Below are 26,769 nucleotides of genomic sequence, written 5' to 3' on the forward strand. Positions count from 1 at the left end.
CAACTGCCGGAAAGCATTGTGGTTCCCTCACAAGAAGGAGAGCGTCTGCAATCGGGCATCGACGTCTCAAAGCACCCGACTCAGACGGAATGCTCACCTATGCTATTTAGGTGGTGATAGCCGGGAGAGCTTCAAGGAGAATCTTGGTTTTTCCCCATCTACATGTCGTGATCGGGAACATAGAGGCAGAACGAATGCTGCGAGTTCGCGTCGCCGCCGGGCTTGCATTCGTGAAAGAACTCGTCGCCCGAGCGCTTTATCCGACTATCGGAGTAGGGAATGAGCTCTCCGGTGGAGAGCTGGTAGCCATATTTCGTTTCCTTCACATCGGTCGTGGGCGCCTGGTAGCAGTCCATTCCCGAGCAACATGAGCTATCGTACTGCCAGCCCTTGGGCGCCTGGTGCGCGACGGCCGGAGCCGAAAGGAACACGGCCAGGGCAATTGCCGAAACCAAGCGCGGAGGCTGCAAACCCGCTAAGCGCTCGTTGGCGCGCGCGACTGGAATTCCATACCTCTTCGTCATCGGGGTCACCGTCGGAGGCGCCGGCCGAGGGCATCGGCTCTCCTGTCTGACAAGCAATCCGTTCTGGGATGGACGAGGGCTCTCTCCAGAACCGGCCACGTATCAAACTGCCAGACCAGCGAAAATGTTCCATGATCCTCTCCAAGCGGCTGCTTAGCGTACCGGGGCATTTTGCAGGCGCATTTGCTGGCGCGAGCGGGTGCGCGGGCTACCGTTGACTGGCCCCCAACGCGGTCGATGAACAATCCTTAACTGGACGCCCGGCGCGCTCGCATATTCTCTTTGACGAGAGTTGACTGGGCCGAGGAGCTGTCAGGAGGTTATAATGATCGATCGGCGACATTTTCTCCTTGCGTCCGCTGCCGCGATGCTGCCGACCGCGGCGCCGGCAGCCTGGCGCCTGCGCCAGCCGGCGCCACGGACGCTCGACTACGGGCCGGCCAAGCTGGACATCTACGCACGCGACGGCGCCAAGGGCGATCCGGTCGTCTTCTTCATCCATGGCGGCGCCTGGCGGCTCGGCAGCCGCGACAACGTCAACGCCAAGCCAGGTTTCCTGCTCGCCAGGGGCTTCCTGTTCGTCTCGATCGACTACCGCATGCTGCCCCAGGCCGACGTCGCCACCCAGGCGAGCGACGTCGAGAAGGCTTACGGCTATGTGCGGGCCAATATCGCCACATATGGCGGCGATCCCGACCGCATCGTGGTGATGGGCCACTCGGCCGGTTGCCATCTCGCGGCGCTGACCGGGTTTCGCGGCGGCTTGCCCGGCGTCGCCGCGTTGGTGCTCGACGATACCGAGGCCTATGATCTCGAGGCCCTGGCCAAGGCGCAGGGCGGCAAGCTGCGGCCGATCTACGCGCAAGCCTTTTCGGATCCAAGCCAGTGGCGGGCGCTGTCGCCCGCGACCTATATCGGGACGGCCAGGCATCCGCCCGTGTTCGTCGCCTATTCGAACGCTCCGATCCGCGCGGCCGCCGCGCGTGGTCTGGCGGATCGGCTACGGGCAGGGGGCACCAAGGTCACGCTGTTCGACGGCAGCGCCTATTCGCACATGGCGATCAACCGCCGCTTCGGCGAGGACGGCGACGCGCTGACCGCAGCGGTCATGGCTTTCCTGAAGGCGACGGTCGCCTGAGCCTCACCAGCGGGTCTTTTCGCCGGGCGCGGCCGGCTCGATCGCCAGCGCGTGCACGCCGGCCTTCAGTTCGTCGGCAAGCAGTTCGTTGACGGCGCGGTGGCGCTCGATGCGGCTCATGCCGGCAAAATTCGGTGAGACGATGCGGACGCGGAAATGCGTCTCGCCGGTGCCGTCGAAGGTGGCGTGGTGGCCCGACTCGACATGATGATGGCCGGCATGAAGGTGGCTTTCGTTGATGACGGTGAGCCTCTCCGGCAGAAATGCCGCCTTCAGCTTGCTTTCCATCGTCGACTGTATGGACATCGGAGCTTCCCTTCACCACATGACGGCATAGCCGCATGTTATCTACGGCACAGCCGCAAAATCTTGAGTTTCGACCGCCTTTAAGCCGCGATTCAGCGGTTAGGGCGATCATCGGCGAAATGTCAATTCTTGTTTCGCACTAGCGAACAGCCCATAAATGGGTGAGATGAAACCGTATCCCAAATATTTCGAAAAAATCCGCATCCGGCCGGAGAAAGATGCGGAACTGAAGTCGCGCGCGCCGGTCTGCCAGTGGGACGGTTGCAAGGAGGCCGGCACGCATCGGGCGCCGGTCGGGCGCCTGAAGGAGGGCGAGTACTTCCGCTTCTGCTTCGAGCATGTGCGCGAATACAACAAGGGTTTCAACTACTTCTCTGGCGTGTCGGACAGCGAGATCGCCCGCTTCCAGAAGGAGGCGCTGACCGGCCATCGACCGACCTGGCGCATGGGCGCCAATGGCGGCGGGATGCGTTCAGCACCCGATTTCGCGCAGCAGCGTTCGGGACGCGCCGGCTACTACAACCGCATGCGCGACCCCTTCAACCTGTTCGGCGGCGGCACGCGGGAGGTGCGCGAGCGCAAGGCAAAGCCGCTTGAGGCCAAGGCGCTGGAAACGCTTGGCCTTGACACAAAGGCGACTGGCAAGGACATCAAGGCGCGCTATAAGGAACTCGTTAAGCGTCACCATCCTGATGCGAATGGCGGCGACAGGGGTTCGGAAGACCGGTTCCGCGATGTGCTGCAGGCCTATCGCGTGCTCAAGCAAGCAGGATTGTGCTGAGCGACCCTACGGTCGGTGTCGTTTTCCAACTTTCATAAGGTTGGAAAAGGCTCTAAGACCGCCCCCGAACAAAATCGATTGCCGGCGAAACGCGGCGTTTCGCCCGTGGAGACGTTGATAGTGATGAACAAGGTCGATCGCGACATCGCCAACCTGCCCGACACGACAGTGTCGGTGAGGGAGAAATTCGGCTTCGACTCCAAGATGGTGGTTCCCGCCTATTCGGCAGCGACCGAGCATGTGCCCGACATCGACCCGGACTATCTCTTCGACAAGGCGACGACATTGGCGATCCTTGCCGGCTTCGCCTACAACCGCCGCGTCATGGTGTCTGGCTACCACGGCACCGGCAAGTCGACGCATATCGAGCAGGTCGCCGCGCGCCTCAACTGGCCGTGCGTGCGCGTCAACCTCGACAGCCATGTCAGCCGCATCGACCTCGTCGGCAAGGACGCCATCGTCGTCAAGGAAGGCCTGCAGATCACCGAATTCCGCGACGGTATCCTGCCCTGGGCCTATCAGCACAATGTGGCGCTCTGCTTCGACGAGTACGATGCCGGCCGCCCCGACGTGATGTTCGTCATCCAGCGCGTGCTGGAATCGTCGGGCCGGCTGACGCTGCTCGACCAGAGCCGCGTCATCCGTCCGCATCCCGCCTTCCGCCTGTTCGCCACCGCGAACACGGTCGGCCTCGGCGACACCACCGGCCTCTATCACGGTACGCAGCAGATCAACCAGGCGCAGATGGACCGCTGGTCGATCGTCACCACGCTCAATTACCTGCCGCACGACAACGAGGTGAACATCGTGCTGGCCAAGGCCAAGCACTATCGCGACAACAAGGGCAAGGAGATCGTCAACAAGATGGTGCGCGTCGCCGACATGACGCGCTCGGCTTTCATCAATGGCGACTTGTCGACCGTGATGAGCCCGCGCACCGTCATTACCTGGGCCGAGAACGCCGAGATATTCGGCGATATCGGCATGGCGTTCCGGCTGACCTTCCTCAACAAGTGCGACGAGCTGGAGCGCTCGGTGGTCGCCGAATTCTACCAGCGCGCTTTTGGCGAGGATCTGCCGGAGAGCGCCGCCAACGTGGTGCTGGGCTAGGCGCGATGCTGAAAGGCGCTTACGCCTTTCAGGTCAAATCGCGCAGGGAATGATCGATGGCGGGTCCGGGCGACAACACGCGCAACAAGCCGAAGAACGGGTCTGAAGCAGACAGCTTCAAGCGCGCCGTAACTGTTTGCATGCGCGCCGTCGCCGGCGACAAGGACCTCGAGGTCGGCTTCGCCAAGGACCGGCCGGCGCTGGCGGGAAACCGCGCCCGCCTGCCTGAGCTGCCGAAGAAGGCTTCCCGCAACGACATCGCGATCACCCGCGGCATCGGCGATTCCATGGCGCTGAAGCGCGCCTGCCACGACCAGCGCATCCACACAAGGCTGGCGCCGGAAGGCAAGCTCGCCCGCGCCATCTATGACGCCGTCGAGCAGGCACGCGTCGAGGCGATCGGCAGCCGCGCCATGCAGGGCGTGGCCGACAATATCGGCTCGATGCTCGAGGACAAATACGCCAAGGCAAACCTCGTCGACGTCAAGGACAAGGCCGATGCCCCGCTCGAGGAGGCGGTGGCGCTGATGGTGCGCGAGAAGCTCACCGGCCGTCCTGTGCCGAAGAGCGGCGAGCGGCTGGTCGATCTGTGGCGCCCTTGGGTCGAGGAGAAGGCCAGCGCCGACCTCGACGGCCTGTCGGCCAAGCTCGACGACCAGCAGGCTTTCGCCCGCATCGTGCGCGACATGCTGGTCTCGATGGAAATGGCCGAGGAGCTCGGTGACGACCAGGAGACCGAGGACACCGAGGACAACGAAGAGAACGAGCAGCAGGGCGAGGAACAGAGCGAAGAGGGCGGCGAGGACGATTCCGGCTCCGAGCAGTCGCAGTCCGAGGATGCGGAAGCGTCCGCCGACGAGGAGGACTCGGCCGAGACGGAGGCGACAGACGCCACATCGGACGACCTTTCCGACGAGGATGATTCCGACGCAGAGACGCCGGGCGAAGCGCGCCGCAACGACAATCCGTTCCTCAACCTGCCGAAGGAAATCGACTACAAGGTCTTCACCACCGCCTTCGACGAGACGGTCGGCGCCGAGGACCTGTGCGAGGAAGAGGAGCTCGACCGGCTGCGCGCCTTCCTCGACAAGCAGCTCGCCAATCTCTCCGGCGTCGTCGGCCGGCTGGCCAACCGGCTGCAGCGCCGCCTGATGGCGCAGCAGAACCGCTCCTGGGATTTCGACCTGGAGGAAGGCTATCTCGATCCGGCGCGGCTGGTGCGCGTCGTCATCGATCCAATGCAGCCGCTGTCCTTCAAGCAGGAGCGCGACACCAAGTTCCGCGACACTGTGGTGTCGCTGGTGCTCGACAATTCGGGCTCGATGCGCGGGCGGCCGATCACCGTTGCCGCGACCTGCGCCGACATCCTGGCGCGCACCCTGGAGCGCTGCGGCGTTTCCGTCGAAATCCTCGGCTTCACCACCCGCGCCTGGAAAGGCGGCCAGGCGCGCGAGAAATGGCTGAAGGACGGCAAGCCGCCGAATCCCGGCCGGCTCAACGACCTGCGCCACATCATCTACAAGTCCGCCGACCATCCGTGGCGGCGGGCGCGCCGCAATCTCGGCCTGATGATGCGCGAGGGCTTGCTCAAGGAAAACATCGACGGCGAGGCGCTGCTTTGGGCGCACAACCGGCTGATCGGCCGGCCGGAGCAGCGCAAGATCCTGATGATGATCTCGGACGGCGCGCCGGTCGATGATTCCACGCTTTCGGTCAATCCGGGCAACTATCTGGAGCGGCACCTGCGCGCGGTGATCGACCTCATCGAGACGCGCTCGCCGGTCGAGCTTTTGGCCATCGGTATCGGCCACGACGTCACGCGCTACTACCGCCGCGCCGTCACCATCGTCGATGCCGAGGAATTGGCCGGCGCCATGACCGAGCAGCTCGCTTCGCTGTTCGGCGAGGAAAGCGCGCGCGACACGCGGCGCGGCGGCCTGCGGCGCGCCGGATGATCTTGTCCGGGGGCGGGTTCCGGCGGACGGTTTTCGCTTTCGCGGCGGCCTGCGCGACCGCTTCGGCGGCGATCGCGGCCCAGCGGGCTCCGGTCGAGGCGATCGAGGTTTCGGCGCGGCCGATCACTGAGTTCCATGTCGGCCATGACGAGAAACTGTTCGGACCGCTTGAATTCGTCGGCGGGCTGGAGATGACCTCGCCGTCGCGCGACTTCGGCGCGCTGTCGGCCTTTCGCTTTCTGAAAGCCGGCGGCGATTTCATTGGTGTTGCGGACACCGGCTTCTGGTTCTTCGGCAGCATCACGCACGATGCCGACAAGCGGCCCTCGGGCGTGTCGAATTTCCGCATGCAGCAGATGGTCGACGCTTCGGGCCAGCCGATCGACGAGAAGTGGGAGGTGGACGCGGAAGGCCTCGCGGTAAAGGACGGCATCGCCACCGTCGGCTTCGAGCGCGACCAGCGTGTCGTCCAGTTCAGGATCGATCCGGACAATATGAAGGCGCCCTTCAAGGCGCTCGACTATCTGGTCCCGGCCCGCGAGCTGCGCCAGAATCGCGGCTTCGAGACGGTCACGCATGCCAACCCCTACGGCCAGCACGAAGGCGGCCTTGTCGTGGTTTCGGAAAAGAGCCTCGACAAGGCCGGCAACATCTATGCGGCAATCATCGAGGGCCCGAGGAAAGGCGTCTTCACCGTCAAGCGCAACGGCGATTTCGACATCACCGACGGCGCGTTCCTGCCGGATGGCGACCTGCTTCTGCTCGAGCGCAGCTTCTCGATGGCGCGCGGGGTGAAGATGCGGCTGCGGCGCATCTATGGCGAGAGCGTCGAGAAGGGCGCGGTCGCCGATGGTCCCGTGCTGATGGAAGCAGATATGGGCTACCAGATCGACAATATGGAAGGGCTCGACGTCTGGACCCGCGACGACGGCGCGCTGATGGTGTCGCTGGTGTCCGACGACAACCACTCGATCCTGCAGCGCAACCTCTATCTGGAGTTTATCCTGCACGAGGATTGAGCCGCGCTTCGGCGATCCGTTCCACGGAAAACTGCTACGCACTTTATCCGGAGTTGTTCAGCGGACTCTGTAGATCTCGACCGGCTTGTTCGCTGTCGCGCTGTCCAGTTCCAGCCAGTCGGGCGCGTCTGCCTTCAACAACCGCGCGGCCAAGCCGGTGGGAGCCTCGGCGGCGAGCGACATCTCTTCCGAATTGCCGCGGCATATCGCGACCAGCCCGACATGCTGGCGCTCGACGATGGCGCGGGCGGCGTCCGGCGTTCCCATGAAGGCATCGAGCATGGCGAGGTTGCCGCCGACATTGCGATGATAGGGGCCCGCCAACGTCCTGTGGCCGGTAAACATGACTATTGCCGAGCCGAGATTGGAAGACGCAAGCACCGTCGTCGCCGGCATGGCGGCCAGCGCGCTGAAGTCGCCCGCCTTGCCGCAGGTCAGCGCATGATCGGCATCGGAGTTGATCTGCCCGGGCGCCTTGTGGACCACGGACTGCGCGGCAACGGCAACGCCGGCCCAGGTCGCGTTGAGCGACACCAGCCATGCCGCCGCGATGCGGGTGGAGACGCGCCATGAATGCGCCGCGCTTGCCTGCAGGCGAATCCTGGCGATCCAGGCCGAGAGCGGCAGCACCGCCAAGGCGATCGAGAAGGTCGAGCCGCGCACTTGCCAGAGGCTAACGACGAAAGCGACGATCAGCAGCACGGCGGCAAGGCCTTCCTCGCGGCGCAGGCGGCGGCTACGAAGCTGAAGGCCGATCAGCAGGATTGCGATGAAGGGCGTCACATAGCGCGCCGCCATAAGCTTCGGCTGATTGACGGCGACGCTGAGGAAGGGCTGCGCCTCGACGACGTCGTTCAGCCAATAGGTGCGAACGCGCTCGTCCATGCCGGCATAGGGCGACGCCAGGCATTGCGGGAAGAACACGATCGCAACTGCCGCGACCGCCAGGGCCAATACCGACATTGAGACGAACCGCGTCCTGGCCGTCGACTGCCCGGACAGGCCGGCAATCGCCGCAAGGCCGAAGCCTGACAGCGCGGCGATGACGAACTGGAAGGCCGAGAAGGCATCGCACTGGGCCGTGCCCCAATCCGCCGGCCGTATGGTGGCGACAAAGACCGCGATCGCCACCGCGGCAAATCCGATGCCGAAGCCGCGCGCGGTCAGGCGCTCCTTTTCGTCGAGGATGAAGAGCACTGCGGCACAGGCGCCGAGCGCGGCCACATAAGGCGCTGTCTCCATGCCGACGGCCAGCGTCAGGCCCGCGCACAGGCCGGACAGAAAGGCGGCGGGTCGCCAGAAGGGCGCTTCCATCAAAAGCCAGAGGCTCGCCGCCGTCAGCAGGAGCTGGACATTGTGGTGGTCGAGCGTGCCTGGGTTGAAAATGCCAAGAAAGAACAGCGCCGCGGTCGCCAGCACCAGCGACGGCATCGCCACGCCCGTGCCGGCAAAACGCCGCGAGGCGCGCAGGATGACGAATATGGTGAGCCCGTAAAGGAAAAGCGGCCAGATGATCTGCGCCGCTCGCTCGGCGGCGGCCGTGCTGGCGCCCAGCGCATGGAAGGCGAGGATGATCAGCGCGATCGGCACGTCGACCAGCCGCGACCAGTGCATGACGAAGCCGCCGGTCAAGCCCATCCGGTATTGGTGAAGATCGAACCAGCCCTGTCCCGCCAGCAGGTCGCGAACCTCGACCAGCCTCAGCATGCTGTCGTTGTCTGCGCCAAGGTCCGCGATCGTCGGGAAGCCGGAGATCGCATTGATCGCCAGCACGAGCAGCGTCGCGCAAAGCGCGAGCAGGAGGTCATGTTTCCAACCGGTGCCCTGGATGGTCATGCTGGCGGCGATGTCCTGGATCGTTTTCGCGATCCTGCACCAACGGCCGTAACAAAGCGTAAAGCTGCGTGGGTATTCCGGCGGTTGAATGCGCCAGCCGATGGTCGATCGGCGGCGAGCGGCCGGCAGGGATCACCGGCCGTTGGCTGCGATCCAGATAACGTGCCGGGCACCGCGCTTGACGCGGGCGCGCACGTTGATCTCCTCGACAATGAAGCCCGCCTGCTTTAGCCGCCGCGTGAAGCCGCTGTCCGGTCCCTGCGACCAAACAGCCAGGACGCCGCCAGGCTTCAAGGCGGCACGCGCGGCCGCGAGGCCGGCCACGCCATAGAGCGAGTCATTTCCCTTGTAGACGATGCCTTCGGGGCCATTGTCGACGTCGAGCAGGATGGCGTCCCAAGCGGCGGCCCCCAGCCTTATCAGTTGACCGACGTCAGCCTCGCGGATAGTGACTCGGCGATCGTCGAGGCAGCCGTCGAAAATCCCGGCCAGCGGGCCGCGCGCCCAGGCTACGACCGCGGGGACAAGTTCGGCGACGGTGACGGCGGCGTCACTGTCAAGCGCGGCAAGAGCGGCGCGCAAGGTGAAGCCCATGCCGAGCCCGCCGATGAGGATTCTTGGCTGCTTGCGGCCAGCGACGCGCTCGCAGGAAAGCTTGGCGAGTGCCTCCTCGGAGCCGCTGAGGCGGCTGTTCATCAGCTCATTGGTACCCAGCATGATCGAGAATTCATCGCCGCGCCGCTTCAGACGGAGTTCCTGAGCACCGTCGGGCGTGCGGGCTGAATCAAGCTGAACCCAGGGGATCATGCTCTCTCTTTTTGTTGGAGCATGATCTTTTCCAAAAACCGGTTCCCACTTTTTGGGATCATGTTCTAGACCGCGAGTGCCGGCTGGCTCCAGCGGGCGGCAAGCAGCCGGTAGGGGATCAGCGCCACCACCGCGATGATCAGCTTGACCGAGAGATCGCCCAGCGCCCAGGAGACCCAGCGCATGGTTTCGACAGGCAGCACGCCCATCGGCGGCGCCGTCTCCAGCGCGAAGCTGTCGTTAGGCCCGACAAAGGCGAAGGCGGCGGAGAAGGCGACGCCGAAGAACACGACCGTGTCGAAGATGGAGCCGACCAGCGTGCCGACGATCGGCGCGCGCCACCAGCTCTGCCGGCGCAACCGGTTGAACACGGTGACATCGAGCAGTTGCGCGGTGAGGAAAGCGGTGCCTGAAGCGGCGGCGATGCGCACCAGCCGGTCGGCGGCGGTCTCGAATTCGATCAGGCCATGGCGAAACAGGAAGGGCGGAACGAGGATCGAGCAGATCACCGCCGTCATGAAGCCGACGAACACCACCTTGCGCGCCACGGCCGGGCCATAGCGGCGATTGGCAAGGTCTGTGACCAGGAAGGAGAAGGGATAGGTGAAGGCGCCCCAGGTGAGCAGGTCGGCCAGCGACAGGCTGCCGATCTGGCCCTGCATCGGGAACTGGACGAGGATGTTCGACGCCACGACGACGAGCGCCATGGCGGCCACGAAGGGCAGGAATCGTGTGAGGAAGTTCATTTTTTTATCCTGGGTAATGGAACCAGCGGAATGTCATGCCGAATCTGCACGGCACTCCTTGGAAGGAGGTCGTCGCCGCCTGAAAAAGGCCGCTTTAGGCGGCCGGCTGCTCGGCCAGCTTCTTGGCGATCTGTTTCTTCAGCAGGCGTGCGCGCTGCGACAGATCCTTGGCGTCGGCCTTGGCCAGGAACGCGTCGAGACCGCCGCGATGCTCGACCGAACGCAGTGCGTTGGCCGAAATGCGCAGGCGCACGTTCTGGTTCAGCACTTCGGAAATCAGCGTCACATTGACCAGGTTCGGCAGGAAGCGGCGCTTGGTCTTGTTGTTGGCATGGCTCACATTGTTGCCGGTCTGGACTGCTTTGGCAGTGAGCTCGCAGGTGCGGGACATCTTGTCTAACCTTCAGTTCTAATCCTGCCAAACCATTCTGCCCGCGCCAGGCGGCGCGCGGTCTCGGTCAGGCGGCCTTTGGAAAAAGTTGGCGTTCCATAGTTGCATTTCGCCACCACGTCAAGCTCCGGCACGTGCACGGCGACGAAGCGCACTCCATATAAAGGCCGGATTTCGCCCTATAAGCCCTTCGCGAAGGGATTGCCAGGCTGGAACCGTTGCGCTTCCAGCCAGTATCAAGGACATTGCGCCCGCCATGCTTCGCTTATCCCATGCATTTGCAACGCTTCTCGCCGTCACCGTGCCGACGGCAAGTTTTGCCGCGGCCTCGCCGCAGGCTTTCAAGGGTGAATACACGGTGTCGTTCCTCGGTCTTTCGGTTGCAAGGGCGACGTTTTCGAGCCGTTACGACGGTGACAACTACGCCATCAACGGCACTGTCTCGGCTGCGGGCATTGCCAAGCTGTTCGACGACACGAAGGGCACGATCTCGTCAAAAGGCACGATTTCGGGCCAGCAGATGCGGCCGCAGGCCTTCCGGGCCGATTACACCTCCGGCAAGAAGGCCTCGGTGGTCGACATACGCTTTGCCAATGGCGGGGTCGCCTCGACGAAAGTCGTTCCGGAGCCCGGCAAGCGCGATCCCAAGAGCTGGGTGCCGGTCGGCGACAGCGACCTGAAGTCGGTGCTCGATCCGATGGCCGCCACCGTCATCCATGCCGACAGCCTGGACAAGGTCTGCGGGCGGACCGTCAAATTCTATGACGGCGAGATGCGCGCCAACCTGTCGCTGACCTATGCCTCGAAAGGCTCGATCTCGGTGCCCGGCTACAAGGGCGACACCGTCACCTGCAAGATGGGCTTCGAGCCGGTGGCGGGCTATCGCAAAGGGCGCAAGGCGCTGGAGTTCCTCAAGAACAGGAGCCGCATGACGGTGACATTTGCGCCGCTCGGCCAATCCGGCGTATATGCGCCGATCCGCGCCACGGTGGGGACCCAGATCGGTCCGCTGACAATCAGCGCGAGACGGTTCGAAGCAGTCGAATAAATTGTTTTTTGCGCAATTCCGGACGGAAAACCGTCACACACTTTTCCCGGAATTGCTCTAGAGGCGCCGCGGCGCGCCGCCGGGGGCAGGTATGGGGCGCGCAACACTGATTGGTTTCTCGGCGGTCGCCATGTGGGCGCTGCTTGCACTGCTCACCGACGCCTCCGGGCAGGTGCCGCCTTTCCTGCTGTCGGCCATCACCTTCGCCATCGGCACCTGCGTCGGTCTCGCGGCGCGGCTGGTGATGCCTTCCGCCGGCAAGAGCCAGAAGATCCCGCCGCAGGTCTGGCTGATCGGGATTGCCGGCCTGTTCGGCTACCATTTCTTCTACTTCACGGCGCTGCGCAACGCGCCGGCGGTCGAGGCGAGCCTGATCGCCTATCTGTGGCCGCTGCTCATCGTGCTCGGCTCGGCGCTGATGCCGGGCGAGCGGCTCGCCTGGAATCATGTCGTCGGAGCGCTGCTCGGTCTTGCCGGCACCTTCCTTATCGTCACCAAGGGCGGCGAGCTGGCCTTCGATGCGCGCTACACCTTCGGCTATGCCATGGCGGGCGTCTGCGCGCTGTTGTGGTCGTCCTATTCGCTGCTGTCGCGGCGCTTCCCGTCGGTGCCGACCAGCGTCGTCACCTGGTTCTGCGCGGCGACATCGGTGCTTTCGTTGGCCTGCCACCTGCTGCTCGAGAAGACCGTGCTGCCCGACGGTCCGGGCCAGTGGCTGGCCGTCGTTGGGCTCGGCCTGATGCCGGTGGGCGCGGCCTTCTATGCCTGGGACATCGGCGTCAAGCGCGGCAACATCCAGGTGCTGGGGGCAGCAAGCTATGCCGCGCCGCTGCTCTCGACGCTGGTGCTGATCGCGGCCGGCGTTGCCGAACCGTCGCTGCGCATCCTCGCGGCCTGCGTGCTCATCACCGGTGGCGCGGCGCTCGCGGCCAAGTCGCTCTTGCTGCGCAAGCCGGCGACCGGCGGAGCACGCGCATGATGCCGTTTGCAGGCGGCATCGAGGCCAACCCCAATGCGACGCTTCTGTTCTCGATAGCCGCCGCCGCGATCTACGTCCTTGCGCTCGAGCTGTCGCCGCGGCTCGCCCGCTCCGCCGCGAAGACGCTGGCCGTCGGCTTGCTGGCGGCGCTTGCCGTCATGCAAGGTGGTCCGCTGCTGCTCGTTGCGGCATTGGCGCTCAGCGCCGCCGGCGATGCGTTCCTCTCGCGCGACGGCGAAAAGGCCTTCCTTGGCGGGCTGGCGAGCTTTCTTGCCGCGCATGTCGCCTATGTCGCCCTGTTCCTCGAGGCGGGCGGCGGGATCGGGCTGCTCACGGCCGAATCCTGGCGCGGCGCGATCGCCCTGGTGATGGCGGCGTTCGTTATCGTGATGCTCGCCGCGCTGTGGCGCCGCGTCGGTCCACCCTTGCGTATCCCGATCGCCGTCTATGTCGCGGCGATCCTCGCCATGGGTATCTCGGCGCTTACCACCTTCTATCCCTGGGTGATTGCCGGCGCCGTGCTGTTCATGGCCTCGGACGGGCTGCTGGCGGCGGAGCGCTTCCTGCTGCCCGCGATCTCGCCGCACAGGGTCTGGATGCGCTACGCGGTCTGGGTGCTCTACTATGCGGCCCAGCTGGCGATCACGCTCGGTTTCCTGCTGGGTTAAACGCATTTCGGCTGCCAGCCGGGCTCGGCCAGTTCGTAAGCGGCGAAGTCGAAGCCCGGCGCCACCGTGCAGCCGACCAGCGTCCATTCGCCGAGGCTGCGCGCTGACTGCCACCAGCCGGCCGGCACCACAATCTGCGGCCGCTCGCCGGCGGCAAGTGCTGTGCCCAGCACCTGTTCGATGACCGTGCCGGAACCTTCGTCATGCATGGCGAGCGCCAGCGGCGCGCCGGCGTAGAAGTGCCAGACTTCCACCGCATCCTTCACCCGGTGCCAGGCCGAAATCTGGCCTTCCTCAAGCAGGAAATAGATCGCGGTCGAATGGCCGCGCGCGCCCCCCGCGCCATCGCGAAAGGTCTCGGCATACCAGCCGCCTTCGGGGTGCGGCTCGAGGCCCAGCGTTGCGATGATTTCGGCGCTGGTCATGCCGGTCTTTGTTTCATGCAATGTCGTTATCCCAAAACAGCCACACACCTTTGGGCGGCATGCATCAGAAATTGTCCTTGCGCTTGCGGATCTCCGCGAACACCTCGACGTCGCTTGCCTTCTCCATGCCGAGATGCTTGCGGATCGTCGGGTCGTGCCAGCGCAGGAACGGATTGGTCGACAGTTCCTCGCCGATCGTCGTCGGCAGTGTCGGCTTGTTGTCGGCGCGCAGCGCCTCGATCCTGGCGGCGCGTTCCTTCAGGGCTGAGTTGCTGGGGTCGACGGTCAGCGCGAAGCGAGCGTTGGCCAAAGTGTATTCGTGACCGCAATAGACCACGGTCTCGGCCGGAAGTGCCGCGAGCTTCCTCAGCGATTCATGCATCACCGGCGGCTTGCATTCGAAGAGCCGACCGCAGCCCAGCGCAAACAGCGTGTCGGCGGTGAAAGCCACTTTCGCGGCCGGCAGATGGTAGGAGACATGGCCGGCCGTGTGGCCGGGTGTTTCGATGACCTCGATCCTTTCCTCGCCGAGGCGGATGACGGAGCCTTGCCGGACCGTCTTGTCGATGCCGGGGATCTTCGCCTTTTCCGCCTCCGGCCCGATGATGGTGAGCTTGAAGCGCTCCTTCAGAGCCAGATTGGCCTCGACATGGTCGCCATGATGATGCGTGGTCAGGATCATTGTCGGTGTCCAGCCGGTGCGCTTGATCGCGGCCAGGATCGAGGCTTCCTCCGGAGCGTCGATGATCGCCGTCTGGCCGCTTTCGGGGTCGTGCACCAGCACGCCGAAATTGTCGGTGCGGCACATGAACTGTTCGATTTCGACCGGCATCTCGTCGCTCTCCGTTATCGCCGCAGACATAGGGCGGCCGACCGCCGATGTCATCCGCCTTTGTTGAACTCGCCGGATATCGCGGCTACCGTCCCGGCCATGCATTCCGATATCGTCGATCTCCGCTCCTTTTATTCGACCACGCTCGGGCGCCTGGCCGAGCGCGCGATCACCATGGCGCTGTCGTCGATTTGGGCAACCGTGCCGAACGAACGCCTGGTCGGCCTCGGCTACACGCTGCCATGGCTGGAGCGGTTCGGCACCGATGCTGAACGCGTCTTTGCCTTCATGCCGGCGACGCAAGGGGCGGTGGTCTGGCCGGCGACGGGACCGACCGCGACGGCGCTGGTCTTCGACGAGGAACTGCCGCTGCTCGATTCCTGCATCGACCGCATGCTGCTCGTCCACTCGCTCGAGCATGTCGAAAATCCGCGCGAGACGCTGAACGAGATCTGGCGCGTGCTGTCGCCGGCGGGCAGAGTCGTCATCGTCGTGCCCAACCGGCGCGGCGTCTGGGCGCGTTTCGAGCATACGCCTTTCGGCAGTGGCCGGCCGTTCTCGCGGGGCCAGCTAACCGAACTTCTGCGCGAGGCGAATTTCACGCCCGCCGCATGGTCGGACGCGTTGTTCTTCCCGCCGTCGCCGCGGCGCTTTATGATGCAGTTCCACAACGTGCTGGAGCGCGCCGGCCGGCGATTCTGGCCGATCTTTTCCGGCGTCATCGTCGTCGAGGCGCAGAAGCGGCTCTATCAGGGCGTGCCTGTCGCGCAGCGCGCCTCGCGCCGCGTCTTCGTGCCTGTGTTCTCGCCGCAGGGCGCGACACGGCTCGGGCGCCGGGCCGCCAATCCGGCGCTCCGGACAAGGCAGGTGACGCGTTCGTGATCGGGGCCGGCCCTTGCGTTGCATGGCAATCATCACCCGATCTCAGGGACAGGTTCGGGGTGCGGCACCGTCCTCGATGACCATTCCCGAAAACAGGGATACCAGACATGGACTACCAAGCGGATGACGAGCCCGGCACCGGGCAGGCAACGTTCTCGGTCGAGACCAGCAGCCTCTCCGATCAGGTGGCGACAATCAGGCTGGCGCTGAAGACATCGCCGGTACGCAGGCAACTCCTGTGGGTCTCGGTCGGCATTGTCGGCGTCATCGTCGCCACTTCGATCGGGCAGGTCCTGCTCAACCGCTGGAACCAGCCTTTCTACGATGCCCTGGCGCGGCGCGACCTGCCAGGTTTCCTGCACCAGCTGATGGTCTTTGCCGAAATCGCCGGCAGCCTCCTGGTGCTCAATGTCGGCCAGACCTGGCTCAACCAGATGATCCGGCTGAAACTGCGCGAGGCGCTGACGCTCGACCTGATCGGTGAATGGATGCGGCCGGCACGCGCCTTCCGGCTCACCCATGCGGGCGCCATCGGCGTCAATCCCGACCAGCGCATGCAGCAGGACGCCGGGCATCTCTCCGATCTCTCGACCGATCTCGGCGTCGGCCTGTTGCAATCCTTCATCCTGCTTGTGTCCTTCATCGGGGTGCTGTGGGAGCTCTCTTCCGGCTTCGTCTTCCATGTCGGCGGCTATTCGCTGGCAATACCCGGCTACATGGTCTGGGCGGCGATTCTCTACGCCGGCATCGCCTCCTGGCTGAGCTGGCTGGTCGGCCGGCCGCTGATCCGCTTTAACAGCGAACGCTACACGCGCGAGGCGGAGCTGCGCTTCTCCATGGTCCGCGTCAACGAGAATGTCGATGCCATCGCGCTCGCCCATGGCGAGGCGGACGCCCGGCGGCAGCTCGAGCTCGACCTCGGCGGGGTGCTCGGCGCCATGCGGCGCATCTACAGCGCTCAGATCAACCTGTCCTGGGTCACCGATGCCTATGGCTGGATCACCGTGGTAGCGCCCATCCTCGTCGCGGCGCCGGTCTATTTCGCCGGTGACATCAGCTTCGGCGGATTGATGATGGCGGTGGGCGCCTTCAACCAGGTGAATTCCTCGCTGCGCTGGTTCATCAACAACATCGGGGCCATCGCCGACTGGCGGGCAACGCTGATGCGCGTCGCCGACTTCCGCATCGCGCTCGGCGAAACGGACATACTGCATGCCAAGGAAAGGCGTATCGAGCTGGGCGAGAACGCGAATGGCACGCTGACATTCGACAAGCTCGAAGTCGCGTCGCCCGACGGCTGCACCAGGCTTGCCGAGACGGATGTCGAAATCCAGGCCGGCGAGCGCGTCATGATCACCGGCGATCCGCGCGCCGGCAAGACGCTGTTCTTCCGTGCCATCGCCGGCCTCTGGCCATGGGGCGGCGGCCGCATCGGCATGCCGGCCGGGGAGACGCCGTTCTTCGTGCCGCGCACGCCCTATTTCCCGCTCGGCACCCTGCGCGACGTGCTCAACCATGCCGAAGGCGCCAAGATCGACGACGCCGAGATTTCCGCGGTGCTCGGCGAAGTCGGCCTCGAGCGCCTGTCTTCCCGGCTCGATCGCTCGGCGCGCTGGGAGCATGAACTGGCCGACGACGAACAGCGGCTGCTCGCCTTTGCCCGGCTCGCGCTGAGGAAGCCGAAATGGGTGATCATCGACGAAGCGCTGGATACGTTCGACGGCGCCACGCTGCGGCGGGTGCTGGCGATGCTGCAGGCCCGGCTGCCGGATGCCGCAATCCTCAATATCGGGCGCGGATTGCACGACAAGCAGTTCTTCCCGCGCGCGCTGACGATCATCAAGGACTGCGGCGGATCGGCGCTCAAGCCAGCCCGCCTTCGCGCCGGGGCGATCGAGCCGCCACCAATCGCCGCGCGCGCCAGGAAATAGCTTTATTTCGCCGCGATCGCCGGGGAGAATTGCGGCGTGGTCGGAGCCTGCCATGCTCAAGCTGCTCAGCCTGCTCGCATGCCTTGCCTGCGCCGAGGCAGCGCCAATGCCCGCAATCGGCGACGGCACCCTTGTCGACGTCGAACTCGTGATGGCCGTCGACATCTCGCAATCGATGGACGAGGAGGAGTTCGCCCTGCAGCGCGCCGGCTATGTCGAGGCGCTGCGCCATCCCGATTTCATCAATGCCGTGCGTTCGGGCTCGAGGGGCCGCATATCGATCGCCTATTTCGAATGGGCGGGCGTCGTGCGCGACGACGGCGTGATCGCGTGGCAGGTCATCGACGGCGCGGACAGCGCCAACGCCTTCGCCTACAAGATCGCGGGGCGGCCGTTCCGGAGCTTTCGCGGTACCTCGATTTCCGGTGCGCTCGGCTTCGGCACCGCGCTTTTGCAGAAAAGCGGCTTTTCGGCGCCGCGCCGGGTCATCGACATATCGGGTGACGGGCCCAACAATGCCGGGCTGCCTGTCGCCATGACCCGCGATGCCGCTTTGGCCAAGGGCATAATCATCAACGGCCTGCCGATCCTGATCAGTCCCTCGCCGAGCGTCAGCAGTCTCGATCGCTACTATGCCGATTGCGTCACCGGCGGCCCCGGCTCCTTCGTGCTGCCGATCCATGCGGCGTCCGAATTCTCGACCGCGATCCGCCGCAAGCTGATCCAGGAGGTGAGCGGCGTCGGCGATGCCAGACGGATCCGCGTCGATGCGGAGGCGCCGACCGACTGCCTGCTTGGCGAGCGGCTGCGGCACCGGTTTTCCGATCCGTACTTTCCGGAGCTGGACCGGTGAATGGTTCGAACGATTCCGGGCGGAAAACCGTTGCACACCTTCCCGGAATTGCTCCAAACGCCCTCAGGCCGCCCGGGCGCCATACTTGGCGCGGAACTCGTCATAGCAGTCGCGACGCCAGCGGCGGCCGACGACATAGCCGCGCAGCAGCTGCGGCAGCGAATAGCCGAGCGCCGCGGACGACCGGTTGGCGAGATAGCCGGAAAAAGCCTGCGGCAGCCTGCCCTTCAGGGTGTCGGCGATGATCTGGCGCGCGATCATATAGGGCGGAACGTCGGGATAACGGTCGGCGATGTAAGGGTGCTTGCCGATCAGGTTGGCATAGGCCTCGACATAGCCGTCGCGGCGGCCGGAGATCGAGTTCTCCGAGTTGAACTTCTTCCAGTCGATATCCTCCACCAGCAGTGCGCCGCTGCGGTTGGCAAAACGCAGCAGCAGCTCGCGGTCCTGCATGCGGGTGATGTCGCTGTCGAAGCCACCGATCGCAAGCAGCGACTCATGCCGGGCGGTGATCGCCGAGCCGGCGATGAAGATGGTCTGCGAGACCAGGGCGCGCTGCAGCGTGCTCTTGTCGAGCAAGGCCTGGCGATTGATGCATTTGGTGCTGCGGCTGCCCTTCACCGAGATGAAGGAGCTGATCAGCACTTCGAGTGAGGGGTTCTTCTCGAAGTGGGACAGCGTTCGGTCCAGACGGTCCGGCAGATAGACATCGTCCGAATCAAGGAAGGTCACGATCGGAGCTCGCGCGCGCTCGATGCCGGCGTTGCGCGCAGCATTGGCGCCTCGCCATTTCGCACCGACATAGATCAGCCGCGGGTCGCGAATTTCGGCCAGGGCCAAAGCGGTTCCGTCGGTCGAACCATCGTCGACCACGATGTGCTCAAAGTGGGTAAGTGTCTGGGCAAGAACGCTTTCCACCGCGCGCACGACCTGGCTGCGCCGGTTGTGTGTCGGTGTGATCACGGTGATCAGCGGAGCTGTGTCGGAAGCAGTCGGCATCTAACCTTCGTTGTCGGGCGGACAAGCAGCGACCGGATCGATCCCGCACCTGCCCTTATGTCCACCGCCCCCGATGGATTCGACAAAAACGCTACAGAAAAGACGCGCCCATGTCACCTGAAGCGTCGCTTCAGGGCCAAGGTCAGGGCGTAATTACTCAAAATCATGCGGTTTGAAGGCAACACTTTGCGGGCGATTCATCCTCAACTGTGGCCGACATAGTCAGGCACGATCTCGATCTCGTCGCGAACGAGGCCGTCAGCGAGGCTGAAATGGCCGAGAAAAGCCAAGCTGTAGAATGCCAGGCCGACGATCAGCGAAAAGGGGATTTGCCAAAGCGGCATGCCTGTCTGCGGCGCGTGACCTATCACGCGGCGTGTCGTGCGCCACGACATCGTCCCCCAGCGCGTGAACGATTTGATGATCCGCCGGGTGCGATTGGGAGCATGAAGCGCGACGAATTTCCGGTCGGCGTCCCTGCCGGTCACCAGCGCGCGCCAGTAGAAGAACCGCCAGCCGCGCGGGGAGTAGTGGAAGGCGCGCGCGTCGACATTGACGATTTCGTGGCCCTCACGCAGCAACTGATGCCTCAGCAACGTGCAGGACACTTTGAAGCCATTGTGTTCCGGAAAGGGATGACTAGAAATCCAGTCGCGGCGGAAGGCGACGTTGTTGGCATTGATCGCTCGCTTGGCGGCGAATCGTCTGTCTCCCCGGGCCATCGGGAAGAACCAGATCAGGGCGAAGGTCCTCGAGAAGAAATCATCGTGAGAGAGATAGGTGTGCCCGTTCACGCAGATCGCTTCAGGGACCTCGAAGGGCGCCAGCAGGCTTGAGAGCCAATTCCGCTCGGGAACCGTGTCGGAATCCATGAAGACGACGACGTCTCCTTCGCTCAAACGCACGCCATTGTTCTTGAGTTGGTAATACCGGCCATCCGGACACGCGGCGAAGCCGATCTCGGCGACGTCGCCCAATTGCGGCGCCTCAGCCTCAATGTGGCGTCGCAGCGACGCGGCGTCCCCGTCCGGCCCGCCATGCGAGATGACTACTTTTGGGCGTGCATGGCCCTTCGCCGAAACAGCGGCGATCTCGCGCGCCAGGGTCTTCAGTCCGAGGCCAATCTCGTCCCAGTCGATGGACTTGGCATTGTCCATCTCCACGACGACCGAATAGGTTGAATGTTTCGCTGCCACCGTCTGCCCCCGCCCGCAAATCGAAGCATAGTAAAAGCCTGCACCAAAGCCACCGTCAGCGCTTCAGCAGGAACACCGCCTGCTGGCCGAAGAAGTTCCAGAACCACCAAGGCATCGACAGGCCGATCTTCTGGCCGTTGGCGTCGAGCGCGGTGGCCTTCTCGACGGTCGCGCCGAGCTCCTCGCACAGGTTGACGAAGTCGCGGATGGTGCAGAAGTGGATGTTCGGCGTGTCGTACCAGGAATAGGGCAGGTCCTTGGTGACCGGCATCCTGCCCTTGATCAGCAGCGAGAAGCGCACGCGCCAATGGCCGAAATTGGGGAAGGACACGATGGCGCGGTTGCCGATCCGCAGCAGCTCGTCGAGCACCAGCTTGGGATTTCGGGTCGCCTGCAAGGTCTGCGACAAGACCACGAAGTCGAAGCCCTTGTCGGGATAGAATTCGAGGTCCTTGTCGGCATCGCCCTGGACGACGGAAAGGCCGCGCGCCACGCATTCGTTGACGCCGCGCTGCGACAGCTCCAGCCCGCGGCCGTCGACCTGCCTGGTCTCCTGCAGCAGTTCCAAAAGCAGGCCGTCGCCCGAGCCGACATCGAGGACGCGCGAATGGGCCGGGATGAGATCGGTGACGACTTCGAGGTCGACACGCTGGGTGCGATTGACGCTCATGGGCGCATCTCCGGCCTTGGAGCATCTGCGGCCAAGCGCAATCGCCTGGCGTTGCAGAAATGCGGGCTGAAACAAAGGGATCGCAAGCCGCTCACAGGCTGAGCCCCCGGGCGCGGGCGGCCGAGGCGATAAAGCCGTTGATGGCGGCGAACAGTTCCGGCTCGTCGAGCAGGAAGGCGTCGTGGCCGCGATCGGTCTCGATCTCGACGAAGGAGACGGAGGCGCCGGCGGCGTTCAGCGCATGCACGATCGAGCGACTCTCCTCGGTCGGGAACAGCCAGTCTGATGTGAAGGACACCAGGCAGAAGCGCGTCTTGGTTCCGGCGAAGGCGTCGGCCAGCCGTCCGCCATGGTCGGCGGCGAGGTCGAAATAGTCCATCGCACGCGTCAGATAGAGGTAGGAGTTGGCGTCGAAGCGGTCGACGAAGGTCATGCCCTGATGGCGCAGGTAGCTCTCGATCTGGAAATCGGCGTCGAAACCGAAGGTGAGCGCCTCGCGGTCCTGCAGGTTGCGGCCGAACTTGCGGTGAAGGGCCGCCTCCGACAGATAGGTGATATGGGCGGCCATGCGCGCCACGGCGAGCCCCTTTTCCGGACGCCTGCCGAAATCGAGATATTTGCCGCCATGCCAGTCCGGATCGGCCATGACAGCCTGTCGCCCGACCTCGTGGAAGGCGATGTTCTGCGAGGAATGGCGGGCGCCGGTGGCGATCGGCAGCGCCGAGAAGACGCGCTCCGAGTAGCTGGCGGCCCACTCCAGCACCTGCATGCCGCCCATCGAGCCGCCGATCACGCAAAACAGCTTCTCGATGCCGAAATGGTCGACCAGCATCAGCTGCGCGCGCACCATGTCGCGGATGGTGATGATCGGCAGGTCGAGGCCATAGGGGCGGCCTGTCGCCGGATTGGTCGAGGCAGGGCCTGTGGAGCCGAGGCAGCCGCCGATGACGTTCGCGCAGATCACGAAAAAGCGGTTGGTGTCGATGATCTTGCCGGGGCCGATCAGCACCTCCCACCAGCCCGGCTTGCCGGTCACCGGATTGGTGTTGGCGACATGCTGGTCGCCGGTCAGCGCATGGCAGACGAGGATGGCGTTGGAGCGGGCGTCGTTGAGGGTGCCGTAGGTCTGGTATGCGACCTGGAACGGCGACAGCACCGTGCCCGCGTCGAGCTTCAGCGGCTTGTCGGGACCGAACTGCAAAACCGGGCTCGACGGACGGTCGGCCTCGTTGTTGGTCCTTAGAGCGCGCTGAACGGCCATTGCATTCCCCATCCAGTCCGTATCGATCTCGCCGATACGGTGTCCCGGCCGGCAGCGGACAACAAAAAACCGGCTTGCCTTCGCAAAGCCGGTTACAGGTTGCAAACGGCCCTTTAGCGAATTGTTTAACGTGGCTGCAAGCCGACCGGCCAAATCACCACGGGAAGTCCGGCTGCTCTTCTAGGACCAGCGCCACGCTTCGTCAACGGGCAGCCTGCCGGCGCAAGCGTCGGTACTCGACATTGCGGGCCATGGCCTGTATTCCCGCTGCTGCCTCCGGACGGAGGCCCTCTCGACGGATTTGTGACATGAAGCAGGATCAGCCACGTCCGACGCCCCGCGCGGGCATCATGGACATAGAGGCCTACGTGCCGGGCAAGAGCACCGCGCCCGCCGGTGTGACGAAGGTCCATAAGCTGTCGTCCAACGAAAATCCGCTCGGTCCGTCGCCGAAGGCGATCGAGGCGGCGCGCGAGGTGGCGGCGAAGCTCGACGTCTATCCCGACGGCTCCGCGAGGCGGCTGCGCGAGGCGATCGCCGAAGTGCATGGCCTCAACCCGGCAAACATCATCTGCTCCAACGGCTCCGACGAGATCCTTGGGCTGTTGGCGCAGACTTATCTTGCGCCCGGCGACGAGGCCGTGTTCACCGAACACGCCTTCATGGTCTACAAGATCTACATCCAGGCCGCCGGCGCCAAGCCGGTGGCGGTCAAGGAAACCGACGAGCGCGCCGACATCGACGCAATCCTTGCCGCGGTGACGCCGGCGACGCGGATCGTGTTCCTTGCCAACCCCAACAATCCGACCGGCACCTACGTGCCCTTCCAGGAGGTGCGGCGGCTGCATGCCGGACTCCCGAAGAACGTGCTCCTGGTGCTCGACGCGGCCTATGCCGAATATGTGCGGCGCAACGACTACGAAGCCGGCATCGAACTGGCGGGCAGCTCCCAGAATGTGGTCATGACCCGGACCTTCTCCAAGCTCGGCCTTGGCGGCGCGCGCATCGGCTGGATGTACGGGCCGGCGCATATCGTCGATGCGATCAACCGCGTGCGCGGCCCCTTCAACGTCAATGCGACCGCGATCGAGGCCGGCATCGCGGCCATCCGCGATCGCGCCCATATCGAGCGCAGCGTGGAGCATAACGCGAAATGGCTGGCCTGGCTGAATGAGGAACTGGTGAAGCTCGGGCTGCGCGTCACGCCCAGCGTCGGCAATTTCGTGCTGATCCATTTCCCGGACGACAAGAAGCATTCGGCGGCGGCCGCGGACGACTATCTGAGCGCGCAGGGCTACATTCTTCGCCGCGTCACCGGCTACGGCTTCCCCAATGCGCTGCGCATGAGCGTCGGCACCGAAGAGGCCAATCGCGGCGTCATCGACGCGCTCAAGACATTCCTGAAAAGCTAGAGACCATGGCAGCACCGATGTTCGAAAGAGTAGCGCTGGTCGGCATCGGCCTGATCGGCTCGTCGCTTGCCCGCGTCATTCGCCGCGAAGGCCTGGCGCGCCACATCGCCATCGCGACGCGGAGCAAATCGACGCTCAAGCGGACCGAGGAACTCGGCCTTGGCGATTCCTACACGACCGAGGCAAAAGAAGCGGTGCGCGACGCGGAGCTGGTCATCGTCTCGGTTCCGGTCGGATCGTCCGGCGAGGTCGCCGCCGAGATCGCGCCGGCGCTGAAGAAAGGCGCGATCCTCACTGATGTCGGCTCGACCAAGGCCTCGGTCATCGCGCAGATCGAGCCGCACGTGCCCGACGGCGTCCATTTCATCCCCGGCCACCCGCTGGCAGGCACGGAAAAGTCCGGCCCGGATGCAGGCTTCGCCGATCTCTTCGACAACCGCTGGTGCATCTTCACGCCGCTGCCGGGCACGGACCCGGACGCGCTGGAGAAGCTTTCCGAATTCTGGCGGCGCTGCGGCTCCAACATCGACACGATGGACCCGCAGCATCACGACATGACCCTGGCCATCGTTTCGCATCTGCCGCACATCATCGCCTACAACATCGTCGGCACCGCCGACGATTTGGAATCGGTGACCAAGACGGAAGTCATCAAATACTCCGCCTCCGGCTTTCGCGATTTCACCCGTCTCGCCGCCTCCGACCCGACGATGTGGCGCGATGTGTGCCTGCACAACAAGGACGCGATCCTGGAAATGCTGGCGCGTTTCTCGGAGGATCTGGCCTCGCTGCAGCGGGCGATCCGCTGGGGCGACGGCGAAAAGCTGTTCGACCTCTTCACCCGCACGCGTGCCATCCGCCGCTCGATCATCGAGGCCGGCCAGGACATCGACGTACCGGACTTCGGCCGCCAGGCGGTCGAGCATCCAGAAGCCAAATCCTAAGCGTGTCTCCCGAAAGTGGGAGCCGGTTTCGGGACAAAGACCTGCGTAAAATCAAAAACCTAAAGCGCATGGAGCGGATCTGAAAGATCGCGACGCGCTTTAGGATACTCGCGCGGCTACTGTGACGGCGGCCAGTGGGCCGCCATCATCGCCAGCGTCTCAGCGCGGTCCGGTGCGCCGAGCCGGCCGCCGAAGCGCAGGCATTTGAGCGCGGCGGCCGCGCTGGCAAAGCGCAGCGCCTGCTCGGGCGGCATGGCCTCGGCAAGGCCGACGGCAAAGGCGCCGTGGAAGACGTCGCCGGCGGCGAGCGTATCAATCGCCTTGATCTTCGGCGCCTCGACATGGCGCACGCATCCGGCTGCCCGGTCGTGCCACCAGGTGCCGGCGGCGCCGCCGGTCACCGCGACAAAGGCGTCGGTGCGCGAGGCAAGGTCGGCGCAGGCGCTTTCCGGGTCGAGCGCGTGGCCGCAGACGATGCGCGCCGCCGGCTCCGATGCGACGATGTGCGAAGCCAGCGGCAGCAACCGCTCCAGCACCTCGATCGGTGCGGTGTCGGCGTCGAGGATCGCCGGACGGCCGGCGTCCCGCGCCGCCGTCAAGGCGAGCGCGGCGGCGCCCGGCCAGCGCACATCCGCCAGCACGGCGTCGAAGCCGGAAAGATCGGCAACCGGCAGCGTGTCGGGGTCGGCTTGCGCCTTGCCGTCGTAGAACGGCACGATGACGCGCTCGCCATGGGCATCCACCAGTATCGCGGCCAGCGCCGAGCGCGCGCCGGCGACGCGGCGGACCAGGCCGCAGTCGACGCCTTCCGCCTCGATCTCGGCGATCAGCCGGTCGCCGACCGCATCGTCTCCCGCGCTCACCCAGAGCGACACGCTGGCGCCGAGGCGATGCGCGGCGCAGGCGGCGCTCGTCGCCATGCCTGAGGCGATCTGGACACCGTCGGTGGCGATGAATTTGCCCTGATGCGTGGGAAGCGTCTCGACACGCAGGATCGTGTCGAGGGTGAATGCGCCGACGCTGAGCAGTCTGACTGGCCCCGCCATCGCAGTTCTCAATCCACCGGCTTGATCTTGCCGAGCGGGATGAAGCCGAGCGAAGCCTTGCCCTTGACGATCTTGAGCGGCATGGACGGCTCGTTGCCGAGCATGGCAAGGCCGGCAAAACCCTGCTCGATCTCGCTTTTATGCTCGGGAATGGCGCCGGCAAGGATGGCCGCCACGGCCTTCGGATCCTTGAGCTTGATCGTCAAATTGGCGTCGATCAGGCCGTCCGCGTCGATCGAGATCGGTCCGGACAGGCTCACGCGCGCCGTTCCCGACGACAGATCGAGCTTGGCGATGTCGACTGACTGGCCGCGCAGGCTCTTAGGCGGCGCGGAGATCAGCGCGACGCCGTTCTTCACGGTCGCCTCGCCCTCGCCGTCGAGCTCCGGCAGCTCGCGCCCGCCGATCGCGCCGGCGTCGATCTTCAGATCCTCGAAGCTGCCGGCATAAACGACGTCCTGGCCGTTCGGCTGCAACTGGCCAGTCGCCTTGCCGGCGCTGAACAGCTGCATAGGGTCGGTATCGTCGACCGGATCGGTCTGTCCGGACAGGCCCTCTGCCTGCAGCGAAACGCGCCGCGGAAGCGGCCATGACAGTTTGACCGTGGCGTTCAGTTTGTCCCAGTCGAGCCACAGCGGCGGCATGCCTGGCGAAACAGTCCGCAACGGCCCGCGCAGGTCCGCCACTGGCGACAAAGGCTGGGTGATCTGAGCAACGGCGTTGAAATCGCCGATCGATGCCGCGACATTCTTGGCATCGTCCTGATAGGCCAGGCTGTCGCAGGAGACAGCGAAGCTCAGCGGATAACCGCTGACGGTGAGATTGGCGCAGTCGGCCTTGATGCCTTTGCCTCCAAGCTCGACCACGGCTCGCTCCGCCTCGGTCTTGACCCTGCCGGCGAGATAGAACCATCCCCCGCTGTAGAGCGCGAACAGGACCAGGATGAACGCGGCAAGCCAGAACAGCCGGCGGCGCGGTTTGGGCGATCGCCCGTCACTTGACGTCATGCT

Annotated in this window: 27 protein-coding genes and 1 riboswitch; of the genes, 13 read left to right on the forward strand and 14 right to left on the reverse strand. The window is 64.8% G+C overall.

Going from position 1 to position 26,769, the window contains the following annotated elements:
• Positions 1-158: 158 nt before the first annotated feature.
• Positions 159-524, reverse strand: coding sequence for a hypothetical protein (locus EN853_RS01465; RefSeq protein WP_245516789.1), 366 nt, complete (start codon positions 522-524; stop codon positions 159-161).
• 325 nt (positions 525-849) lie between these two features.
• Between EN853_RS01465 and EN853_RS01470 the strand changes: the two genes are divergently transcribed.
• Complete coding sequence (locus EN853_RS01470) at positions 850-1,662, forward strand: alpha/beta hydrolase (RefSeq protein WP_127857496.1); 813 nt, start codon at positions 850-852, stop codon at positions 1,660-1,662.
• A gap of 3 nt (positions 1,663-1,665) precedes the next feature.
• On the opposite strand, the gene EN853_RS01475 is transcribed toward EN853_RS01470, so the two are convergent.
• Complete coding sequence (locus EN853_RS01475; protein ID WP_127857497.1) at positions 1,666-1,968, reverse strand: BolA family protein; 303 nt, start codon at positions 1,966-1,968, stop codon at positions 1,666-1,668.
• A 157-nt stretch (positions 1,969-2,125) separates the two neighbouring features.
• Here EN853_RS01475 and EN853_RS01480 point away from each other — a divergent pair, with 157 nt between their 5' ends.
• From EN853_RS01480 to EN853_RS01495, 4 genes are all read left to right on the forward strand, one after another.
• Entirely contained in the window at positions 2,126-2,749 is a 624-nt protein-coding gene (locus EN853_RS01480) for a J domain-containing protein (RefSeq protein ID WP_127857498.1), read from the forward strand.
• 123 nt (positions 2,750-2,872) lie between these two features.
• Positions 2,873-3,859 carry a cobaltochelatase subunit CobS gene (cobS, locus tag EN853_RS01485; protein ID WP_127857499.1) on the forward strand — a complete coding sequence of 329 codons (987 nt, stop codon included), beginning with the start codon at positions 2,873-2,875 and terminating at the stop codon, positions 3,857-3,859.
• Between the two features lie 56 nt (positions 3,860-3,915).
• Positions 3,916-5,814, forward strand: a complete 1,899-nt coding sequence (cobT, locus tag EN853_RS01490) for a cobaltochelatase subunit CobT (protein ID WP_127857500.1) — start codon at positions 3,916-3,918, stop codon at positions 5,812-5,814.
• On the forward strand, positions 5,811-6,833 hold the full coding sequence (locus EN853_RS01495; protein ID WP_127857501.1) for an esterase-like activity of phytase family protein: 1,023 nt from the start codon (positions 5,811-5,813) through the stop codon (positions 6,831-6,833). Before cobT ends, EN853_RS01495 begins: the two co-directional genes overlap by 4 nt.
• 57 nt (positions 6,834-6,890) lie before the next feature.
• Here EN853_RS01495 and EN853_RS01500 read toward each other — a convergent pair whose 3' ends face one another.
• The 4 genes from EN853_RS01500 to rpmB form a co-directional block, all read right to left on the reverse strand.
• Positions 6,891-8,669, reverse strand: coding sequence for a GtrA family protein (locus EN853_RS01500; protein WP_127857502.1), 1,779 nt, complete (start codon positions 8,667-8,669; stop codon positions 6,891-6,893).
• Between the two features lie 132 nt (positions 8,670-8,801).
• On the reverse strand, positions 8,802-9,476 hold the full coding sequence (locus tag EN853_RS01505) for a hypothetical protein (protein WP_127857503.1): 675 nt from the start codon (positions 9,474-9,476) through the stop codon (positions 8,802-8,804).
• A gap of 65 nt (positions 9,477-9,541) precedes the next feature.
• On the reverse strand, positions 9,542-10,222 hold the full coding sequence (locus EN853_RS01510; RefSeq protein WP_127857504.1) for a queuosine precursor transporter: 681 nt from the start codon (positions 10,220-10,222) through the stop codon (positions 9,542-9,544).
• 94 nt (positions 10,223-10,316) lie between these two features.
• The gene (gene rpmB / locus EN853_RS01515) at positions 10,317-10,613 is read right to left on the reverse strand and encodes a 50S ribosomal protein L28 (protein ID WP_059187982.1); all 297 of its coding nucleotides are present in this window, start codon (positions 10,611-10,613) and stop codon (positions 10,317-10,319) included.
• A gap of 256 nt (positions 10,614-10,869) precedes the next feature.
• Between rpmB and EN853_RS01520 the strand changes: the two genes are divergently transcribed.
• From EN853_RS01520 to EN853_RS01530, 3 genes are all read left to right on the forward strand, one after another.
• Positions 10,870-11,661 carry a DUF3108 domain-containing protein gene (locus EN853_RS01520; RefSeq protein ID WP_127857505.1) on the forward strand — a complete coding sequence of 264 codons (792 nt, stop codon included), beginning with the start codon at positions 10,870-10,872 and terminating at the stop codon, positions 11,659-11,661.
• Between the two features lie 91 nt (positions 11,662-11,752).
• Positions 11,753-12,640: an EamA family transporter gene (locus EN853_RS01525; protein WP_127857506.1), complete on the forward strand. Its 888-nt coding sequence runs from the start codon at positions 11,753-11,755 to the stop codon at positions 12,638-12,640.
• Positions 12,637-13,308: a lysoplasmalogenase family protein gene (locus EN853_RS01530; RefSeq protein WP_127857507.1), complete on the forward strand. Its 672-nt coding sequence runs from the start codon at positions 12,637-12,639 to the stop codon at positions 13,306-13,308. The genes EN853_RS01525 and EN853_RS01530 overlap by 4 nt, the downstream gene beginning before the upstream one ends.
• On the opposite strand, the gene EN853_RS01535 is transcribed toward EN853_RS01530, so the two are convergent.
• On the reverse strand, positions 13,305-13,733 hold the full coding sequence (locus tag EN853_RS01535) for a cupin domain-containing protein (RefSeq protein ID WP_127857627.1): 429 nt from the start codon (positions 13,731-13,733) through the stop codon (positions 13,305-13,307). The genes EN853_RS01530 and EN853_RS01535 overlap by 4 nt on opposite strands.
• Positions 13,734-13,797: 64 nt before the next feature.
• Positions 13,798-14,565 (reverse strand): hydroxyacylglutathione hydrolase, encoded by a 768-nt coding sequence (gloB, locus tag EN853_RS01540; RefSeq protein WP_127857508.1) that lies wholly within the window; start codon positions 14,563-14,565, stop codon positions 13,798-13,800.
• 99 nt (positions 14,566-14,664) lie between these two features.
• Here gloB and EN853_RS01545 point away from each other — a divergent pair, with 99 nt between their 5' ends.
• From EN853_RS01545 to EN853_RS01555, 3 genes are all read left to right on the forward strand, one after another.
• Positions 14,665-15,447, forward strand: a complete 783-nt coding sequence (locus tag EN853_RS01545) for a methyltransferase domain-containing protein (RefSeq protein WP_127857509.1) — start codon at positions 14,665-14,667, stop codon at positions 15,445-15,447.
• Between the two features lie 107 nt (positions 15,448-15,554).
• The gene (locus EN853_RS01550) at positions 15,555-17,378 is read left to right on the forward strand and encodes an ABC transporter ATP-binding protein/permease (RefSeq protein WP_127857510.1); all 1,824 of its coding nucleotides are present in this window, start codon (positions 15,555-15,557) and stop codon (positions 17,376-17,378) included.
• A 52-nt stretch (positions 17,379-17,430) separates the two neighbouring features.
• The gene (locus EN853_RS01555; protein WP_127857511.1) at positions 17,431-18,231 is read left to right on the forward strand and encodes a DUF1194 domain-containing protein; all 801 of its coding nucleotides are present in this window, start codon (positions 17,431-17,433) and stop codon (positions 18,229-18,231) included.
• A gap of 63 nt (positions 18,232-18,294) precedes the next feature.
• Here EN853_RS01555 and EN853_RS01560 read toward each other — a convergent pair whose 3' ends face one another.
• The 4 genes from EN853_RS01560 to EN853_RS01575 form a co-directional block, all read right to left on the reverse strand.
• A complete protein-coding gene (locus EN853_RS01560; protein ID WP_127857512.1) occupies positions 18,295-19,230 on the reverse strand; it encodes a glycosyltransferase family 2 protein in 936 nt (311 codons plus the stop codon).
• 203 nt (positions 19,231-19,433) lie between these two features.
• Positions 19,434-20,426, reverse strand: a complete 993-nt coding sequence (locus EN853_RS01565; RefSeq protein WP_127857513.1) for a glycosyltransferase — start codon at positions 20,424-20,426, stop codon at positions 19,434-19,436.
• 55 nt (positions 20,427-20,481) lie between these two features.
• Positions 20,482-21,096: a methionine biosynthesis protein MetW gene (gene metW, locus EN853_RS01570; RefSeq protein ID WP_127857514.1), complete on the reverse strand. Its 615-nt coding sequence runs from the start codon at positions 21,094-21,096 to the stop codon at positions 20,482-20,484.
• A gap of 91 nt (positions 21,097-21,187) precedes the next feature.
• Positions 21,188-22,357 (reverse strand): homoserine O-acetyltransferase, encoded by a 1,170-nt coding sequence (locus EN853_RS01575; RefSeq protein WP_127857515.1) that lies wholly within the window; start codon positions 22,355-22,357, stop codon positions 21,188-21,190.
• 93 nt (positions 22,358-22,450) lie between these two features.
• Positions 22,451-22,528, reverse strand: a riboswitch (SAM riboswitch).
• Between the two features lie 137 nt (positions 22,529-22,665).
• Here EN853_RS01575 and hisC point away from each other — a divergent pair.
• Both hisC and EN853_RS01585 read left to right on the forward strand, forming a co-directional pair.
• Positions 22,666-23,769 (forward strand): histidinol-phosphate transaminase, encoded by a 1,104-nt coding sequence (gene hisC, locus EN853_RS01580; RefSeq protein WP_127857516.1) that lies wholly within the window; start codon positions 22,666-22,668, stop codon positions 23,767-23,769.
• A gap of 5 nt (positions 23,770-23,774) precedes the next feature.
• Positions 23,775-24,713, forward strand: a complete 939-nt coding sequence (locus tag EN853_RS01585; protein WP_189343848.1) for a prephenate/arogenate dehydrogenase family protein — start codon at positions 23,775-23,777, stop codon at positions 24,711-24,713.
• Between the two features lie 116 nt (positions 24,714-24,829).
• On the opposite strand, the gene EN853_RS01590 is transcribed toward EN853_RS01585, so the two are convergent.
• Both EN853_RS01590 and EN853_RS01595 read right to left on the reverse strand, forming a co-directional pair.
• Entirely contained in the window at positions 24,830-25,759 is a 930-nt protein-coding gene (locus EN853_RS01590; RefSeq protein WP_127857518.1) for a sugar kinase, read from the reverse strand.
• Between the two features lie 8 nt (positions 25,760-25,767).
• Positions 25,768-26,766, reverse strand: coding sequence for a DUF2125 domain-containing protein (locus EN853_RS01595; RefSeq protein ID WP_127857519.1), 999 nt, complete (start codon positions 26,764-26,766; stop codon positions 25,768-25,770).
• Positions 26,767-26,769: the final 3 nt, after the last annotated feature.

Source organism: Mesorhizobium sp. M1C.F.Ca.ET.210.01.1.1 (genome assembly GCF_004791585.1).
GTDB lineage: Bacteria > Pseudomonadota > Alphaproteobacteria > Rhizobiales > Rhizobiaceae > Mesorhizobium.